This is a genomic window from Arenibacter algicola (assembly GCF_018860365.1).
GTDB lineage: Bacteria > Bacteroidota > Bacteroidia > Flavobacteriales > Flavobacteriaceae > Arenibacter > Arenibacter algicola_B.
The window spans coordinates 651,172-671,199 of record NZ_JAHKPO010000003.1; the positions used below are offsets into that span (position 1 = coordinate 651,172).

Annotated in this window: 12 protein-coding genes and 1 pseudogene; 12 read left to right on the forward strand and 1 reads right to left on the reverse strand. The window is 38.1% G+C overall.

Annotated elements, in window-relative coordinates:
• Positions 1-128: 128 nt before the first annotated feature.
• Positions 129-1,481 (reverse strand): hypothetical protein, encoded by a 1,353-nt coding sequence (locus KO529_RS04705; RefSeq protein WP_215946743.1) that lies wholly within the window; start codon positions 1,479-1,481, stop codon positions 129-131.
• Between the two features lie 271 nt (positions 1,482-1,752).
• Between KO529_RS04705 and KO529_RS04710 the strand changes: the two genes are divergently transcribed.
• The 12 genes and pseudogenes from KO529_RS04710 (at position 1,753) to KO529_RS04765 (ending at position 20,004) form a co-directional block, all read left to right on the forward strand.
• Positions 1,753-3,402, forward strand: coding sequence for a DUF4832 domain-containing protein (locus tag KO529_RS04710; protein WP_215946744.1), 1,650 nt, complete (start codon positions 1,753-1,755; stop codon positions 3,400-3,402).
• 87 nt (positions 3,403-3,489) lie between these two features.
• Positions 3,490-4,935: a Gfo/Idh/MocA family protein gene (locus KO529_RS04715; protein WP_215946745.1), complete on the forward strand. Its 1,446-nt coding sequence runs from the start codon at positions 3,490-3,492 to the stop codon at positions 4,933-4,935.
• 18 nt (positions 4,936-4,953) lie between these two features.
• Positions 4,954-5,661 carry a DUF2271 domain-containing protein gene (locus KO529_RS04720; RefSeq protein WP_215946746.1) on the forward strand — a complete coding sequence of 236 codons (708 nt, stop codon included), beginning with the start codon at positions 4,954-4,956 and terminating at the stop codon, positions 5,659-5,661.
• A gap of 150 nt (positions 5,662-5,811) precedes the next feature.
• Entirely contained in the window at positions 5,812-6,933 is a 1,122-nt protein-coding gene (locus KO529_RS04725; protein ID WP_215946747.1) for a Gfo/Idh/MocA family protein, read from the forward strand.
• A gap of 44 nt (positions 6,934-6,977) precedes the next feature.
• Positions 6,978-9,758 carry a DUF6797 domain-containing protein gene (locus KO529_RS04730; protein WP_215946748.1) on the forward strand — a complete coding sequence of 927 codons (2,781 nt, stop codon included), beginning with the start codon at positions 6,978-6,980 and terminating at the stop codon, positions 9,756-9,758.
• Positions 9,759-10,009: 251 nt separating this feature from the next.
• Positions 10,010-10,198: pseudogene (locus tag KO529_RS23695) on the forward strand (IS1595 family transposase); the annotation flags it as partial.
• Positions 10,199-10,333: 135 nt separating this feature from the next.
• The gene (locus tag KO529_RS04740) at positions 10,334-11,380 is read left to right on the forward strand and encodes a GntR family transcriptional regulator (RefSeq protein WP_215946749.1); all 1,047 of its coding nucleotides are present in this window, start codon (positions 10,334-10,336) and stop codon (positions 11,378-11,380) included.
• Between the two features lie 610 nt (positions 11,381-11,990).
• Positions 11,991-12,956 carry an amidohydrolase family protein gene (locus tag KO529_RS04745; protein WP_215946750.1) on the forward strand — a complete coding sequence of 322 codons (966 nt, stop codon included), beginning with the start codon at positions 11,991-11,993 and terminating at the stop codon, positions 12,954-12,956.
• A gap of 2 nt (positions 12,957-12,958) precedes the next feature.
• On the forward strand, positions 12,959-14,050 hold the full coding sequence (locus KO529_RS04750; protein ID WP_252734301.1) for a PKD domain-containing protein: 1,092 nt from the start codon (positions 12,959-12,961) through the stop codon (positions 14,048-14,050).
• A 134-nt stretch (positions 14,051-14,184) separates the two neighbouring features.
• Positions 14,185-16,308 carry a metal-sulfur cluster assembly factor gene (locus tag KO529_RS04755; RefSeq protein WP_215946751.1) on the forward strand — a complete coding sequence of 708 codons (2,124 nt, stop codon included), beginning with the start codon at positions 14,185-14,187 and terminating at the stop codon, positions 16,306-16,308.
• 106 nt (positions 16,309-16,414) lie between these two features.
• Complete coding sequence (locus KO529_RS04760) at positions 16,415-18,658, forward strand: outer membrane protein assembly factor BamB family protein (RefSeq protein WP_215946752.1); 2,244 nt, start codon at positions 16,415-16,417, stop codon at positions 18,656-18,658.
• A 41-nt stretch (positions 18,659-18,699) separates the two neighbouring features.
• Complete coding sequence (locus KO529_RS04765; protein ID WP_215946753.1) at positions 18,700-20,004, forward strand: MFS transporter; 1,305 nt, start codon at positions 18,700-18,702, stop codon at positions 20,002-20,004.
• Positions 20,005-20,028 lie beyond the last annotated feature (24 nt).

Sequence of the window (20,028 nt, forward strand, 5' to 3'; positions counted from 1 at the left end):
TATTGTTTTTAATTATTGTTGTTATTTTGAATAGTGCAAATACTGATATAAAATTTAATAGACTAAGGTCTATATTTTAATTCTCCATTTTAAAATCTTTAATCTTGATTTCAAAGTACCCTATAAATCTAATTTACATTCAATGTGCTAATATCTAACATCACCATTTGCCGACCACTCTCTCCTACTACTATGTCAATGATTATTTTTTTGCCATCTCGTGTTTGACGCGGATGCATATCTACTCGCCATTCACCCTTATACTCCACAGGAAGGTAAAAATTGCCTAAAACTATTTTCTTCTCTGTTGTTGTATTGAAAAGATAGAGTTCCATCTCACGATTTGCATTCGGATAGGAATCGTTCAATATCCAATCCTGGTTTTGTAAATAACTACAGTGACCATCTTTAGTCATTATTTCTTGGCCTATAATATTATACTGTCTCTCAGAGGCCTGGACATCATCAAATAAATAGAAATGATTACCGGAATTAAAATTATCGCCATTTTCCGGCCGATTGGCATATGCCAAAATCTGATTCGAATTTTTCCACCAAAAATGAGAGGTCATCCGTGAATCGTTGACCACAGTGAGGTTTCCGCCATCGGTAGAAGCGGTAATCATACGTGTGCCCAATGGGGCTATACGTGCACCTTCGGTAGGGTTTACCCAACGGTTAAGGAATACAAATCGACTTCCATCCTCATTGATATCCAAATGGTTAAAATAATGTTTAAATGGCTTAAGGTCCTTAAGGAGATAAGGAATATCCACTACTTCATCCATAGAAACCAATAATTTTTTAGTCCCATCCTCCAACGAAACCCTAAATATTCCAATGTCTTCAGGAGCCAAGACGTCTTTATGGGAATCAGGTAACCCGGGATAACCATATCCTGCGCGTAAGTCCTGAATTCTTTCAAAACTTGTGGAAAGCCCAAACATTCCATCCGAACTCACTGTATAGATTGGAACGGGAAGCTTCCGATTTTCCATCGTTTTAATGTTTAAAATATGGCACACAAAACGGTCGTCTTCCCTGTCATTCCATAATACTTCTTCATCGCTCCCCGGTCGCCATTGTAGCATACAACCCTGTTGCCAGTTCCAAGCCCTTGTAGTTCCTAGTTCAATCCATTTATTTCCATTATGCAAATCGATCATCCCTATTTTAATTACATCTTCTGGTCCCGGGGAACGATTCTCGAAATCAGATTTCATAGAAAGTACATATCTATCCGAAGGGTCGGTCTGTAACTTGTCATAGTAACCAAACCAATGGTAACTGGGGCCTTGTGTCAATACCTCGTAGGGAACATTGATTTTCGATTTTTCGATGAATTGTTTCTGAGAAGGGCTAATTTTAGTTGATAGGTCTTCCTTTTTCTTCGAATTGCATGAAAAAAGTAAATTAAAGGTCAAGGATAAGGTTACTATTTGTTTAGTTAGATGAGTGATTCTTTTGATTTTATCAGTCATAATTACTTTCTGTGTTAATTCAATTATAAACTTTCTGTACTTGTTTACTTTTTGGAACAGGTTTGCCAAATACAATTAATCATTAATTTATTATAAATGCATTAAGATGTTTATTTGCTAAAAATCAAATCATGTTTTCGACATTTTCGTAAATATTTGTAAATATATATAATTATTATATATTTGAACCACACCACACAACACATCATATAGTTATTTTTGGTTATAAAGTCTTAAAACTTTGTTCAGGCTAATAGATATAAATTTTAATATGAAAATTAAAAACACCAAATCAGATTCTTTGACTCGTCGATCCGTTTTAAAGACAATTAGTGGGTCGGTAATTTTTTCAGTCTTGCCAATTTCTGTTGCGATAGCCAATGAAACAAGGAGAATTGTTAATTCCGAACAAAACAAGATGTGTAATTCATTAGGTTATATAAGTATTTATCCCGAAGATACAGGTGAAGCACTTATAAACCCTGGAATGGGATGGGTTACGCATTATTATTCAGGAAGGACAGGTAATTACGGATATAAATTGGAACCGTCAGATTCATTGGACTGGTTCCCAGGTTGCTCTGTAATATATATGCGTATTCCCTGGGCATATATTGAACCGGAGGAAGGTTTTTTTAATTGGACTGTACTTGATACTCCGGCACAAAGATTTATTGCAAAAGATAAAAAAATGGCACTTAGAATCAATCCATGTGAACACTGGCTTGCATTCGCCACACCAAAATGGGTTAAGGAAGCAGGTGCTAAAGGTGTAAATTTCACACATGGGGAAGGACCGTCTGAAAAAGGGCAATTATGGGATCCAGATTATTTAGATCCGATATTTCTAAAAAAATTCGAGAATCTTATTAAGGCATTGGCTAATCGTTATGACGGCAACCCTAACGTGGCCTGGGTAGAATTAGGTATAGGTCTTTGGGGAGAAGGGTGGAAAATCTATTCAAGCCCATCACGTGAAGTAAATGATCAAATTGTGCGAATACAAATTGATTTATATGTAAAGTATTTTAAAAAAACTTTGATTTGTATAAACGATGATATGCTTGGTTCAAAGCCGTCAAAAAGAAATATATCATTAATAGATTATGCCTTAACCAAAGGATTAATATTTCGGGATGATAGTATTTTAGTGAATAAATATCCAAAAGCCTGGTATTCAGAGGATCTTGCGGCTATGTTTAGTGAAAAAGAAAGACCTATAATTCTTGAAACAGGACATTATGGTATGTTAAAAGAAAAAGGTACATGGGAAGAAAATAGATTAATGGAAGCAGTTGAAACTTTTCGCTGTAGTTACCTTTCTCTTCATTGGTGGCCTCATGAGTTCTACAAAGATAACAAGCGTATAATTGAAAAAATTAATAAAAGACTTGGCTACCGCATACTTCTTTTGGAATTGAAATATCCAAAAGAAGTAGGAATTGGGGAAAGGTTTATGATCAATTGGAAATGGGCAAATGCCGGAGTTGCTCCATGCTATCATGGTGGGTTTCCAGCCTTAACTATAAAAGATAAAAAGGGTGGAATTGTTTCTCTTCTAGTTGATGATAGAATAGATTTAAGATTATTACAATCAGGAACTTCCGATAATATACCAGAAAAGGAATTTACTAGCAATTTTAGTATTGGTTTTTTGAATCCGAAAGAATTTTTTAATGATTTTACATCCGAAATGGAACAACGCCCTGGAAGCGAATTTTATGCTGCTCCTGTAATTCCAAGAACTGAACCTGGTACATATGAAATATTTGTTTCTGTGGGAACTAAAGATGGAACACCGGTAATTGCCCTTCCTTTAATAGGGAATGATGGTCAGCGTAGGTATAAACTCGGAGAATTAATAGTTAAGAAACCTTTGCTGCCAGGTTTTATTTTAGGCGATAGATACAAAGATCATTAAACTTTTGAATTCCAGGGAAGTAAACGGTAGTTGCAGGCATTAGTCAAAGTTTAATAAGATTTATAAATAGTCAATAAAACCCAAAAAATGGAACGAAGAAAATTTTTCTTGATGGCATCTACAGGAGCTGTAGGGATAACCCTGGCCCCTTCTTGCCAAAGATCAAAAAAAGAGATTGACCTATCCAGTTCAAAAGAACCTGCAGGCATAGTATCAGGTGAGGAACCTCCCTACCGAAAAGTTATCAAACCGTCTTTTAGTAGTGGAAAAATTATAAGTGCCAACGATACAATAGTCGTGGCCCTTATCGGAGCAGGCTCCTGGGGGTCACATTTGATTTTACAGGCAGCCGAAACAGGCGAAAATTTCAAGGTCAAGTATGTCTGCGATGTAGACGATACCAGGGGGGGGCATGCGATTTCAGAGCTTGAAAAGAAGCAGGGGTTTAAGCCTACAAGGGTCAGGGATATGCGTAAAGTATTTGATGACCAAGAAGTTGATGCGGTATTTATTGGAACACCTGAGCATTGGCATGCGTTGGCCACCATCTGGGCCTGCCAAGCCGGGAAAGATGTTTATGTGGAAAAATGCATCTCGCACAATATTTATGAAGGGCAAAAGATGATCGAGGCTGCCATGAAATATGAGCGGATTGTACAATGCGGGACGCATAACCGAAGTGAAACGGGGGCCTTTTCGGCCAGGGATTACATTGATAGCGGGGAACTTGGGGATCTTGTTGCCGTCCATGTAAAAAGTATGTTGCCCGGGCCGATCCCTTTTAATGAAAAAGAAGACTCGGATGCACCGGATACCATAGATTGGGATATGTGGCTGGGACCGGCCCCAAAGGTCCCGTACAATATTTCAAGGAACAAGTCATGGCATTATTACTGGGACTACGGAGGGGGAAATGCGATGAGCAATGAAGTGATCCACCAACTGGACATGGCAAGACTTATATTGGGCAATCCCGGTTTGCCGTCTTCGGTATATAGTACCGGGGGCAGGTACTTTTTTAACGATAACAGGGATTTTCCGGATTACCAAATGGTCACGTATGATTTTGGTAAATATGTAATGACCGTTGAGGCCGGGGATTGTGCACCCTATCTGGGGAAGTCAGGTGACGATATCCGTTTTGGCAGCGATTTTCCCAAATGGAGCCATAACGGTACCCGTGTGGAAATACTCGGAACAAAGCGAATGATGTACATCGGGCGCATGGGGGGTGGTTGGCAAGTCTTCGATAAGGGAGGGGAGATTGTCGCACAACAACCAGGACTATATAATCTTAAAGGGCACATTCAGAATTTCTTCGATTGTGTCCGTTCCAGGAAACAGCCGAATGCCGGTATAGTTGAAGGCCATAAAAGCTCGATATTTATTCAACTTGCAAATCTGTCATACAGGGCCGGCTGCAAACAATTACTTTTTTCCCCTGAGTATGAAACAATATTAAACGACCCTAAGGCGCAGGAAATGATTAACGGCCAATACCGTAAAGGGTTTGAAATTCCGGGGAAGGTCTAATAAAAACTATACAAAGAGATGAGATTGAAAAAGTTTAGAGCCAAGTTAGCGGTTATTTTGCTTTCCGTATTATTTGTTGCAGGTTGTTTTATATTTGTTGCCTATGCCCAGACCTGGGGCAAAACCGATTTAGAGTTCAAAATACATATTAATGAACAACTGATATTACAGTCGGTTTTTGGGGAATCGCCAACATTCGCTATATGGATCGAAAACCCTGAAACGAGAGAGATCCAAACAATATTTGTTACCAACCGGGCCGGATTGGATGACTGGGAAGGGAAGGCCGATGTTCCTTCCGCCCTTCCCCAATGGGATAAAGAAAGCAAGAAGGAAAAGCAATTAGTTAATGAGGCAATGGATATTGACGCAGTTTCGGGGGCCACCCCGCTACCGGGATATTTCACGACCAGGGTTCGGGTAGAACCAGGGAGCAATTGGGTCTGCTGGATAGAAATGAACCTTTCCGGAGATTATAATGAGCATTATCCGGAATACGATGAGCAAATTAAAAAGACAGATGAATATGGCACAGGACAGCCTGCATTAGTTTACAAAGCTAATATTAAGGCCGTAGAGGGCAATATTGTTGTCCCCAGACCTGTTGGCATGAGCATTTTGAACAAGGACGGAGAGATTCGGCCATTGGAAGGCATTACAACGGCACTGGATGTTTTTGACGAGATAACGATTTCAGTAGTAAAACCTAATCCTAAAATACTATAGGGTCGTCACTTAGGTTGGATACCTTATCACAAGCCTTGTTTTTCAATGAACCAATGTATCACGATTGCAAATAAGATATTTTGAATATATGAGAATCATTATCATGGCGAACGACATCGAATACCTTAAAAAACAATAAATAATGATGATATGAAAAGAAAGACCTTTATCAAAACAACGGTTTTGGGCAATGCAGGGGTCATTCTGGCCCCAGCCAATCTTCTGGGAACAGAATGGAACGGTGCTAACGGGAGCGTTAAAAAAATCAAAATAGGGCAGATTGGAATTAGCCATGAGCATGCTTCAAAAATTACATCTTTGAAAAAATTGCCGGAGTTATTTGAGATTGTCGGAGTAGTTGACGACCGGAATTCAACAGCGGCAAGATTTGCAGGAAATAACCTGGAACCGTTTAAAGGTATTAAATGGATGACTGAAGAAGAACTATTTAGGACCCCAGGTCTTCAGGCTGTTACAGTTGAAACCGCGAACACCGATCTGGTCCCCACTGCAATGCGTTGCATGGAGCACAACCTGGCGATGCATATGGATAAACCGGGGGGCGAAGACCTTGAACTGTTCGGTAAGCTGCTCAATGGGTGCAAAGAAAAAAACTTGCCATTTCAGATGGGCTACATGTTCCGCAACAATCCGGCGATGCTGTTTTGCCAGAAAGCGGTCCGCAAGGGATGGCTTGGCGATATATTTGAAGTCCATGCGGATATGAGCCATGATTACGGCGGTGAAGACTATCAACGGTACCTTAGTAATTTTAAAGGCGGTATAATGTTCAACCTGGGCTGCCACCATATTGATATAATCGTTTCGATCCTGGGAAGGCCCGAAAAGGTTACTCCGTTTTTGAAGTCTACACCTGGAGCGGTAAACGGGGCCAAAAATAATTGTTTGGCAATATTGGAATATCCTCACAGCATTGTGTCCATATCGGCATGTGGTCTCAAACCTGAAGGCCTGAAAAGCCGGCGTTTTAAAATTAGTGGTTCCAAAGGCACGATTGAATTTAGCCCGCTGGAACGTTTCGATGGCGAACCTTTGCAAATGGAATTAATTTTGCTTGAAGGCAATGAAGAATATACCGCCGGATCCCATATCGTTGATTTCGCCGTTAAGTATGACCGTTATGAAGCCCAGTTCATCGAACTGGCAAAAATCATCAGGGGAGAAATGGTGAATCCGTATACTTACGAGCACGATTATCTAACTCAGGAAGTTCATATGGCCGCCTCTGGATATTTGAAATGGCGTAATTAAACTATGCTGGATTAAAATGCAAACTAACTAATTAATCAATACCAATGCAAGTTAACAGAATCGTCATTTCTGCACTTTTAATATTGTTTGTGTCGGCACTCGGTATTATGTCATGCAAACGCAGTTCTTCGGGAGATAATAACCTAACAGATGTAATTACTGCTAATGATTTTGGTAAAGGAGCTTACAAAGACTTTGTAGAAGGAGAATTCCCATTTATTACTACCGTACTGGATGCCAGGAAACTTGGAAATGGTTTTTCCGACTTTAACGTTGTAGCGCGAGGATTGGCAATTCAACTTGGAAATGATTCTTACTCCTGTTTTGATATGGATTTGTTGCGTTGGTCAGTAGCATGGTCCGGGGAGTTTATGTCGATGGTACTCCCGGCACAGGTCTCATATAAGGATTACTTCAAAAGAAATAGTAATGAGCTGCCGATAATATTGGGAGATCCAAAAATCGCAAATGGAATGTATGCAGGTTGGTCTGTTGAAAATCCAAATTTTATGGAAGTTAGACCAGAAACCCAGCAGGTGGAAGGAATGTATTGGGGGCCGGTACCGGAAGAGTTGGGAAGGTGGAGCGGCACCTATATTTATGGTAATTCGGTTATACTCTCTTATTCCATAAACGGAAGCCAAATATTAGAATTGCCAGGTAGTAAAATTATCAATGATCAACTTGTATTCAACAGAACTTTTAAAGTTGGTAGAACCTCCAAGAATCTTATTTTAAATGTAGCAGAAGTTTTACAAGCGGTTGGCGGTACAGTAGACCAATATTCTGGGTATTTGATACATCCTAATCGCGACAGTATAACAGCTGTGGTATTAAATGGAAAGGAAGGTCAGGTCAAAATAGTGGACAATCGGTACCTTACCGTTGAAATTGAACCATCCAATAAGGAAAGAGAATTTACAGTGTCCATTTGGACTGGTAAAGCTTCGGAATTGGAGAAGGTAACAGGGCAGGCCAGATCGATAGTAATAAAAATCCCGGACATCAACAGACCTCCATCGAATTGGGAGGAAAAGATTCTCACAAAGGGGAGAATGTCCCCGGATACGGCAGCCTTTGTTACAGATATGCTCACATTGCCTGTTCCTAATCCATGGGGAAGAAATGTAAGGGTGGCGGATGTAAGTTTCTTTTCAAATAGCAAAGCGGCCGTTTCTACATATGAGGGGGACATCTGGCTGGTGGAAGGAATCAATAAAGAGTTAGAATGTATGACTTGGAAAAGATATGCTTCGGGACTGTATGAACCGATGAGTATAGAAATTCATAACGATCAGCTTTATGCCTTTGGGAGAGAAGGGGTTGTTCGTTTTCATGACGTGAATGATGATGATGAGGCAGATTTTTATGAAAATTTCTGTAATAAAATGCAACAATCCACAGGTACCAGGGAGTGGGCTTCGGATATGGTTTTTGATCATAAAGGGAATATCTATATAGCAAAGGGCGGCCATGTAACGAACTATTCTGGTGTGTTGCCCCTATTGTCTAATGTCGAGGATGGTACAAAATGGAGGGCAAGTACAAATCAAAGTGGATCGGTGCTTAAAATAGACCCAACGGGTAGAGAATTAAAGGTAATTGCTACAGGTCTCAGAATGCCTTATTTAGGTATCAATAAAGAGACAGGTGAAGTATCAGCTTCTGATCAGGAGGGAAATTATGTTCCTTCCTCGCCCGTGTACCTAGTTGAAGAAGGGGATTACTTCGGAGTACCTTTAACCAAGCATAGAAATGATAATCCTGAAATCAAAAAAGCACATACCTGGATTCCACATGGCGTTGACAGAAGCTCCTCTGGGCAGGCATGGATCAATAGTAATGAAATGGGTCCACTGAACAACCAAATGGTTCATTTTTCATTTGGTAGGCCGGGAATATTTAAGGTGTTGTTTGATACTGTTCAGAACAAAACCAATGGAGGAGCAGTACTACTAGATGCCAATTATCCTGCTCCAGTTCTCAAAGGAGAAGTAAACCCTACTGATGGTCTGTTGTACTTTACCGGATTTAACAACTATGCTTCTAACTCAAACGGCATAAGTGCATTGATGAGGCTGAGATACACAGGGAACCCAAGTTATACCGTAAAAAATTTCCATGCCGATTCAAAAGGACTGCTGATCTCATTTGATGAACCTGTTCTGGTCAAAGATGGAGCGAGTAACTTTACAGTAAGAGCCTGGAATTACAAGCGTACGGAAAAATACGGATCTGGTTATTATAAATCTGATGGAAGTGCCGGTCATGAAGAGCTTCATGTAGCAAAGGTCTACCAACCTTCGCATAGAGGCAGTGTTTTCCTTTATATTCCCGAGATGATGGAAGCTGATCAAATCGAGGTCAACTATCAGGTAGGTACGATTGAAGGAGAAGTGATCCAGGGAAGTCTTTGGTTGACCGTTCATGAATTGAAAGAACTGGATTTAGCGGAATTGGGATATTCAAATATTGATTTTAATAAGGCATATGCAGAAAAGCAAGAACCTAGGAATGAGTCCAATAGTCTAATCTCCGTTGAGAAAGGTAAGCAGTTATTCAATAGTGCTGGATGTTTTGGATGCCATGCAGTCCGTGGAGTAGGTGAAGGAATGTATGGTCCTTCCTTTGAAGGGGTTTTTGGAGCCAAAAGAAAACTAGTTGATGGAGGTGAAATAGTTGTGAATGAAGATTATTTAAGAGAATCGATCTTAGACCCTGGAGCAAAAGTCGCAGTTGGAAATAATCCCGAAATGCCCTCTTTTGAAGGGATACTTACAGAGGAAGATATGGCCTCTCTGATCCTTTATTTAAAGACATTATAAATCAAAAATAGTAAGGATGAAAATTTCATCGTCAAAGGAGTAAAAATTTAAGCAATATCCATAAAATTTATAATTATTATGATTCCATGGTACTTTATCAGTTAATTGTTATTTGAAAACTTTAGGACAGATTATAAATATATGAATTACGTTTTATGGAACAGTTCCCGTACAGGGAATCTTGCCGTACTGATTTAAGGAAGGTCAGGGAAATGCAGGGCGCAGTTTGTAAGAAGTGTACCAGTAAAAAAACGACATCCAAGACCCTGAAAGGGGTGTTTATTGTCATTGTGAACGCCAAAAGGACTTGGCGAGGAATGTACCATAAGATAAAAGGCAATTACCTTGACGAATTCTGCTACAAATTCAACATAATGTACTTTGGGGAAAGGCTTTTCGATTGGCTGGCAATCGTAGCTGGAATCTCTACTTACATTTGAAGGGATAAGTAAAAAATTTTCTTGTTTATCATACTTTACATATTTAATTATACAAATTTTTATACTCAGGTGTAGTGTAGTTCAATATTTAAGTATATTTACGTCATAATATAATTTTTTTAGAAAAAAGTAATCTTGGAATTAGGGATGGAGGAACCAAAAATTGAAGTGAATTTAGAATCTAAACAACCTATTTACAAACAAATTGTTAATAGTATTCAGCAGCATATTGAGACTGGGGAACTTAAGGAAGGTGACTATATCCCTTCGTTAAATGATTTGTCTGCTGATTTAGGAATCTCTAAGGAAACTGTAAAAAAAGCGTATTCTATTCTTCGGAAAAATGCATTCATCGAGTCCTCTCAGGGAAAAGGATACTTTGTTTCTATGAATAGAAATAGCAAAATAAGAATACTTTTGTTATTTGACAAACTGAGCACATACAAACAAGTCATTTTCAATGCCTTTGTTACAGGTTTAGAAGATTCCTCTGAAATAACAATTAGGTTGCACAATCAGGATATCGACGTTTTTGAGAGTTTTATTGAAAATGGACTAGATAAATACGACCATTATGTAATTACTTCTCATTTTCCATTAATTCCAAAAATACAGGCTCGAGCTTTACTGGCGCTGGGTAAAATTCCGAATAGGAAATTATTAATATTGGACCATAATGTAAAGGATTTACCAGGCAATTTTTGCGCAGTATATCAAGATCCTGAAAAGGATGTTTATAATGGATTATTACAGGGTTTACACAGGTTACGTGAATTTGATAAATTAAACATAATGTCATCACCTGGCAGCCTTTACTCTAAATTTCTCATAAAAGGAATAGACAAGTTTTGCGTCGAACATAATATCAATTATGAAATACATTATATTATAAAGAAGGAAAAAATAAAGAAACGAGAAGTCTACTTAATTCTAAATGGTCAATTAGATATTGAACTAATAAATCTTATCAAAGTTGCAAAACTAAAAAATTATATAATCGGGACAGATATTGGGATCATCTCCTACAATGAATCGCCAATTAATGAAATCATATTAAATGGTTTAACCGTTCTTTCTACCGATTTTGAACAAATGGGGAGAATAGCGGCCAAAATGATATTGAAAAAAACTATTAAAAAGGTGCAATGTAAATTTAATTTAATAAGAAGAAGTACTTTTTAATCTGCTGTGAATCAATATTTTTAATGTAATGTTTTTGGAGACAATGTACAATTCCCGAATGTGCAACAATCTGCATCAATCTCCACAGGGTTAGTTGATTATTACTGATAATAAAGGTATTTGTACTCCAATAACATGTAGATTTATCAATTTGGTGTTGTATAGTTTATCAAAGAACCTTGTTGTATGGGCTAAATATTTGCTGGTATTAAAACTCATTCACTTCTTATAAAATTTCCAACTATTGTTTTGTGCATATTAGAATTCTCATATCGGACATAACCTTAACTAAATTATTAGAATAAATGTGTGGGGTTTTAGTAACAGAATCATAGAAAATTTTCTTGATAAATCAAATCTATTTGTAAAAAATAAAGTACATTTAACACCACACCACACAACACTTAATTCATGTGAAAATTAGATGATGTACTTGCAAGGTTATTAAAGAGTACTAGCTAACTAATTGTGAAGGTTGCCATGTCGTCCTTAGGAGGTGTCTACATAGAGGTTATAAATTATGGTAATATGTAATCAATTAGTAATTAAAGAAAATCATTTGTAAGATCAAGCGAATAAATTAAAGTAGAGTAAAATTGGTGAAATTGAAATGAATAGGAAAAAGTTTTTAACATCTGCATCAATATTTACTATCGCTTCACTCACTGGTAGCCATTTATTAAATGCAGAGATACTTGAAAGTAAGAAACTACTACCAATAATTGATACCCATCAGCATCTTTGGGATGTCAAACGTTTTAAAGAGGACTGGTCTAAACCTCCAATCCCAGGGAATTATAGTATGGAGGAATATCTCGCTGCAACGATAGGATTGAATGTAGTAAAGACTGTTTACATGGAAGTGGCCGTTCCTCCTAATCAACGTCACAAAGAAGCTCTTTATGCGATAGAACTTTGTAAGGACAAATTGAATCCCATGGCGGCTGCGGTTATAGCCGTTGATCCAAATAGGGATGACTTTGCCGAATATATGTCTGAATTTGAAGACTCACCCTACATTAAGGGCATTCGATATTTCTTTAAATCTCAGGAGGAAATTTTAAAGGAACAGATTATTAATAATATTCGCGTATTAGGCCAAATGGGAAAACATTTTGAATTTTCAATACCCGTGAAATGGCTCCCTTCTATGACTGAATTGGTAAATCTATGTCCAGATACTCTGTTTTTTGTACAGCATTGTGGAAATGTAGACCCAAAAGCGTTTTTCAAGCCCAATGAATTGTTGGATAAGCCTGATCACGAAGCGGAACAATGGATTATCGATATGAAAGTTATCGCGTCTAAAGTTAATGTTGTATGTAAAATTTCAGGCGTCATAACCCATGCGCCCGGCTATTCTTTGACCGCGGAAAATCTTGCTCCCTCGATCAATCAGTGCATTGATATTTTTGGCCCAGACAGGGTCATGTTTGCGAGCGATTGGCCTGTTTGTCTGAAAAGCATGGAAATGGAAAACTGGGTAAATATTTTAAAAAGAATAGTTTGGAAGAGATCATATGTCGATCAAAAGAAATTGTTTTACGATAATGCTGTAAATTATTATAATATTTAGGTATGCTTTTTATTAACCGTTTTTTATATACACTTATTTTGTTTACCACATATATAGCTAGCGTATTCGCTCAGGAAAAGAGATCGTTTAAAGTATTTCAATTTCCATCGGACCTGATTCCTACAATTGATGGAAGAATGGACGATTGGGCTATAGTTCCCGAAGATTACTGTGTAGGTATGAATCAACTATTTGATGATAGAATTGATAGTAACAGGCACCTTGCTGCTGATCCAAAAAACTTGGACGTAAAAGTAAAAGTTGGGTGGGTAAAAGGCATGAATAGATTGTATTTTCTTTATCAGGCTAATGATGATTATTGGGACTTTTCATTGCCTGATTTGCATAATGATATTTTTGAAGTCGTTGTTGATGGTGACCAGTCAGGTGGTCCTTTTATCAGTCCCTTTCATCCGAATAAAGATTTAGATCCAATGGAAGCTTTTCTTTCTTTCCAAGGAGTTCATGCGCAAAATTATCACATTTTTACTCCACCGGAGGGTAAGGAGTGGGCTTATGTATGGGGCAATCAACAATGGATTAAGAAGCTGCCTTATGCCAATGCTGCCTATAATTATAATTTTAATCCAGGGGAATCCGGGGTTTTAACATTGGAATTTTGGATAACAGCATTTGATTATGCTGGCGCTGAAGGTTCTAGTAAAGCAGTTGAATCTAAATTCTTTGAAAATAAATTCATTGGTCTTAGCTGGGCAATTCTTGATTATGACGATGTTGATGCCCAAAAATATAATGGTTTTTGGAATCTTAGTAAAGAGCGGACAATGTATGGAAATGCGTCCTATCTCCTTCCATTCCGTTTAATGCCATTAGAAAGTCGATTTATAAATTCTATCGAAGCAAAATGGACGTTTGAAATTGCAGACGCGAATCGCCGAATGGTCTGTTTTGTTGATAAATCAAATGGAGTTATTTCCTCTTGGAAATGGGATTTTGGGGATGGCCAATTTTCCACCCAACAACATCCTGTTCATTTTTATGAAAATAGTGGCCTGTATTCTGTTGTTTTATGGATAGAAGGCCCTTCTGGTATTTCACGTATGGCCAAAGTATGGGAAGTTGTTGTTAAATAGAAGTTGTATATAATAAGGAAATATGATACTTATTTAATTTCAGCATCTTGAAATTTGAATAATTATTTTATAAAATAAATTGATGTAAGCAATAAAGGACAGTATGAATTTTTATAACCTAAAAAATTTAGTCAATGATCAAACGGAACAAGAAAGCACCTTCGTTATTGGATGAAAATTTATCTGGTGAGACTTCTAAACATCAAGAAAAGGATAATATGTATCGTCCAAATAAAACATTAAGAAAAAAGATATCGTCCATGGAAGAAAATCAGAACCGAATTAAGCGTCGGAGGTTTCTAGGTATCAGCTTGTTCGGATTTGTTGGGGCAACGATACCATCATTATCTGCGATAACCCATACAACCAAGAATAAGCTAATTAATACAAAAGTAGGCGATTTTGTAAATAGGTTAGAAAAAAAATATTGGAATCGCACTGAAAGGTTTGAAGAGAAGATGAACTTACTTCAATCCGCATGGGAAGCGAAAAACTATCGTGTGGTAAGAGCGTTGACGAATTCCTTAAGGATTTCTTGCATGCAGGCCCAAGTGGAGGAAGAAAACCCGGGAGTCCCACTTTTAGGATCATCTCAATTCGACGAGGTAGAATTACTTCCAGACCTATTGAAGATTTGGGCCAAAGGGTGGCGGTATTATAAAACTATCGACATTGAAGTGACAGGCAATGAACAAAAGCCAAGTAGAGAAACATCAATGCTTGGATATCCTTTGAGATCAACTCCTAATGGTGATTTTATTAGCATGGAGCCAATTGAGGTTTTACTGGCATTTCCAAGCAATCAAATTAACTCTCCTAACCGGGAAATTCGTGTTGCTCGGTTGGAGAATGGTATTTTAAAAGAAGTTACTTCCCAAGTATTTGACGAAATGCGACGTGGTGAAGAATGGTTTTGTAAATTAATTTTCCTTGCTCAGAGTAGAAAAAATCAAACTTTCCTTGTGTTTTATGGAAACCCTGACGCTGAATTACCAGAGTATTCGAGTGATTTGGTGACAACAGGGGAGGGGTTTGGACTGGATATTGAAAATGATTTTTTTAAAGCATCGTTATCAAGACAACATGGGCAACTTGAAAAGATGACTTTAAAGCGAGAGCATGGGACACATCTTTATGCCGGAGGTGAAGGACATGGTGAACCTGCTGGTATTGATTGGTCTCATGACTACGTAACTGAAGGATCATATCAGAAAATGAGGACTACATTATGGGATGAATGTCCTGATTTTGAGGTAGTCAAAGGTCCTGTATGCACTATCGTTAGGCGATGGGGGTTCCCTTACTCGCCTGTTCATCCATTATTTTCACCAAGTAGACTTAATATGGATATCGAATACCGATTCTATGCAGGATTACCATATTTTAATAAGTCCGCTCAGATGACTGCACTAAAAGATTTCGAGGCAGAAGCCCTTCGGGATGATGAATGGGTATTCACAGGTCAAAGTTTTAACGATATAGTTTGGATGGGACCTGACGGTAAGGTCAGAATAGGTGAAGTGGACCCAGAATTTAAAGATGACATATGGGGTGTTGGATTTTATCATAAAGACACAAAGGATTCATTTATCGGACTATTTCTTGAACATTCAGCTGAAGGAATCCCTGAACTGCGGCATTCGGCACGAAGCTGGACTAATTACAAATGGCATGGTGCTGTATGGGCACGTTACCCGTTATATGCCAAATTAGTGCCTGCTGGCACGGTATTGCATCAAAAGAACGCATACGTCGCGCTTCCTTTTACTAAAATAGACGGACCGCCCATGATTGAAGAATTACATCGTCGGTTTAAGAGTCCATTAGTTGCAAAATCTGGTACTAGGATAACTAAAAATTTTGCAACAAAGAAACCTGCAACCCAATTGGCACGACGGGGAGAAGGAGGAGACAGTACAATATCGAAAAAGCTGTTATGGGAAGCGCTGCAAAATGTAAAGGATCCCCAATTGTATACTGCTGATATAAGCATTGTGGATCTTGGATTAGTTTATGATATAAGGGTCCAAGGTGATTTAGTAAAAGTAGTTCTGTCGATGCCACATCGCGGTCGGCCGGTTAGTACCTATTTTGAATATGGTTCAAATGCAGCGCATGCTAAAGTTTCCATGAGTATACCTGACGCATTACGAAGAGTGCCCGGAGTGCGTGAAGTGAAAGTGGATCAGACTTGGTATCCCTTATGGGATTCGAACCGCATCACAGCTGAAGGAAGACAAAAATTGGAACTATTATAAGACTTTTTAATTTGTTGATACAACATTGTTTAAACTAAAATGCTATATCCAATTTTAAAAGAATTTCGAAGTAATGATAATTAATTATCATGTAAAGTATTTAATTATGCGAGAAACAATAGTCAAAATGATTCTTTGGTATAAATATGTAACTATTACAACAAGTGTTTGTGTATTCCTTATTTCATGTAGTGAAAAGGTGCGAGACAAAGATTGGAGTGTTTATGGAGGGGATAAAGAACAAATAAAATATTCCCAATTAAATCAAATTGATACTAGTAATGTTAAAAACTTAAAAGTAGCATGGACTTATAAAACGCTAGATGCTGATGCATCTAGTCAAATACAGGTAAACCCGATCATTGTTGACAATATACTTTACGGTGTTTCACCTCAATTGAAGCTTTTTGCAATAGATGCCGCAACAGGAAAAGAGAAATGGGTTTTTAATCCATCAAAATTTGATGAAAGTTTAAATCTTCCTGATACTCTGGCAAACCGATCTGGAGGTCACTTAAACTACGGAATCAATGCATGCCGGGGAGTTACTATGTATAAAGGTAAGAATGATGAAAGCAGGATTTTTTATACAGTAGCCTCCTTTCTGTATTGTATAAACGCTTATACAGGGAAACCCATGTTATCTTTTGGGAAAAACGGGAGGCTGTCCCTATACGACCATCTGGAATCAAATAGGGATATCCAAAATCTACGTGTTACATCAACAACACCAGGTATTATTTATAACGACTTGATAATTGTCGGTACAAGCCTTTCCGAAGGCGAAGAAGCCGCGCCAGGGCATATTAGAGCGTATAATTTACATACGGGCGATCCTGTGTGGATTTTCCACACGGTACCAAAACCTGGTGAGGAAGGCCATGAAACATGGGAAGATACTGAAGCTTACAAATATGTTGGTGGCGCAAACGCATGGGGTGGTTTCAGCTTGGATGAAGAAAGGGGAATCGTGTTTGCTGCAACTGGCACTTCGAATCCAGATTTTTATGGAGGTAAACGTAAAGGCGATAACCTCTTCGCTAACACTATTTTAGCGCTGGATGCAGCTACAGGTAAAAGAATATGGCATTTTCAAACAATACATCATGATCTTTGGGATTGGGATTTGCCCACGGCTCCTATTTTAGTGTCTGTTAAAAAGGAAGGAAAGAGGATTGATGCAGTAGTACAAGTTTCAAAACAAGGATTCATATATATGCTTGATAGAGTAAATGGCGAGCCCGTTTATCCTATAGAAGAAAGAGCAGTTCCGGCAGAAAGTGAGCTTCTAGGCGAACAAGTCTCGCCAACGCAACCGTTTCCAACATTTTTCGAACCATTTGTGAGGCAGGGTATTACAGAAGCTGATCTTAACAAAAATCTTCCAGATTCATCCTATCAAGATATTAAACGAAGGTTTTCAACATATAAATCTGGAGAAATATTTACCCCTCCAACTTTAAGAGGAACTGTTACTTTACCAGGCTTTGATGGAGGCGCAAATTGGGGGGGACCCTCGTTCGATCCAGTTACAGGAACATTATATATTAATGCAGCTGAAATGCCTTGGATAGTGACTATGGAGGAAACTAAGGAAAAAAATGAACTAGCATATACTCAGAATCAGACTAATTTACAAATAGGGAAGGCCTTATATAGAACTAATTGCGTGGGGTGCCATGGTTCGGAACTAAAAGGCGTGGGGGATTTCCCATCGTTGGTTTCCCTGAAAAGTAAATATACAGAGATAGAGTTTAAAAGTATACTTACCTATGGAAGAAGAATGATGCCATCTTTCAAATATTTAAGTGAGGAAGAAAAAACGGCTTTGGGGTCATATATTTTGAACATAGAAACCAAACAAAGTGAAAAATTTACAAAGGTTGCCCAAAAAAAGCATCCCTTTTACAAAGCACCTTATAAGCTAAAGGGTATTGAACAATTTCTTTCCAAAGAGGGATATCCGGCAATATCACCTCCATGGGGTACTCTAAGCGCTATAAATTTGAACACAGGAAAAATAGTTTGGAAAAATACTTTAGGGGATTATCCTGAATTGAAGGCAAAAGGTATTCATTCTGGAACACCAAATTTTGGCGGATCAGTTGTAACCGCTGGGGGATTAATATTTATAGCAGCAACAAGGGATGAGAAATTTCGAGCTTTTAATAATAAAACTGGTGAATTATTATTTGAAACAACATTGCCATACGCCGGTTACGCAACTCCCTCAATTTATAGTGTATCTGGGAAACAATATGTAGTCATAGCTTGTGGAGGTGGTAAGATGAAAACTAAGTCAGGAGATGCTTATGTAGCTTTTACTGTGCCCGACAATATCAGTGAATAATCAAATTTACCTAAAAATTTATTGTTAAAAAATTATTATATATGAATCAGAGAAAAATAAAAAATTACCGGTGGGTCATTTTAACCTTATTAGTTACGGCCACCATAATAAATTATCTTGATCGCCAGTTAATTGGGTTACTAAAGCCGATACTTGAGGTTGAATTCGATTGGTCCGAAACGGATTATGGCTATATAATAATGGCTTTTACAGGTGCCTACGCTATTGGTTTAGTTTCGTGGGGCTGGCTTACGGATAGAATAGGTGCTAAATTAGGTTATACCCTTTCTGTTGCATCCTGGAGTATTATGGGAATACTTCATTCACTTGCAAGAAGTACTGTGGGGTTTGGTTTAGCCAGAATTGGTTTAGGTATTACAGAGGGTGGAAACACCCCTGCAGGTATGAAAACAATAGCTGAATGGTTTCCTAAAAAAGAGCGGGGTTTGGCTGCTGGTATGTTCAATGCAGGAACGAGTGCGGGGACAATTCTCGCCTTACTTTTAGTGCCATGGATTTTAAGTGTGTATGGCTGGCATGAGGTCTTTATAATTACAGGATCATTGGGATTTATCTGGCTCATATTTTGGTTGTTCTTTTATGATACCCCCGCTAAGCAAAAACGCTTAACCACCGAAGAATATTCCTTAATTCATGAAGGTCAACCACTTGAACCAGACGCCAGTCAAGAGGCGAGTTCCACGAGATGGTTAAAACTATTTACCTTCCCTCAAACGTGGGCATTTATTACTGGTAAAATTTTGATTGATCCAATTTATTGGTTTTTCATGTTCTGGTTGCCTTCTTATTTTTCTTCTATTTTTAACTTGGACATGTCAAAGTTAAGTCTTGAGTTAATAATCATTTATACAGCAACTATAATTGGAAGTGTTGGTGGCGGATATTTTTCATCATGGCTAATAAAAAGGGGTTGGTCGACAATAAAGGCAAGGAAAACAGCCCTATTAATTTTTGCTGTTTTGGCATTAACACTCTTTTTTACACCTTTCGCCACAAACGTATGGATAGTAGTTGGTATTATCAGTTTTGTGTTGGCAGTACACCAGGCTTGGAGCGCCAATATGTTCACCCTTGTCACTGACATGTTTCCCAAGCAGGCCGTCAGTTCGGTAACAGGTATAGGTGCCATGTCCGGTGCTATAGGAGGAATGTTTTTTCCGATCTTGGTTGGTTATGTATTGGACATTTACAAAGAATCTGGAAATTTAGCTGGAGGCTATAGTATATTGTTCTTCGGTTGCGGACTAACTTATCTAATGGCTTGGATAATTATTCAATTATTAACCCGGAAATCAAGTGTAGTAGAATTAAGTGATTTGACTTGAAAAATAAAAAAAAACGATATATCA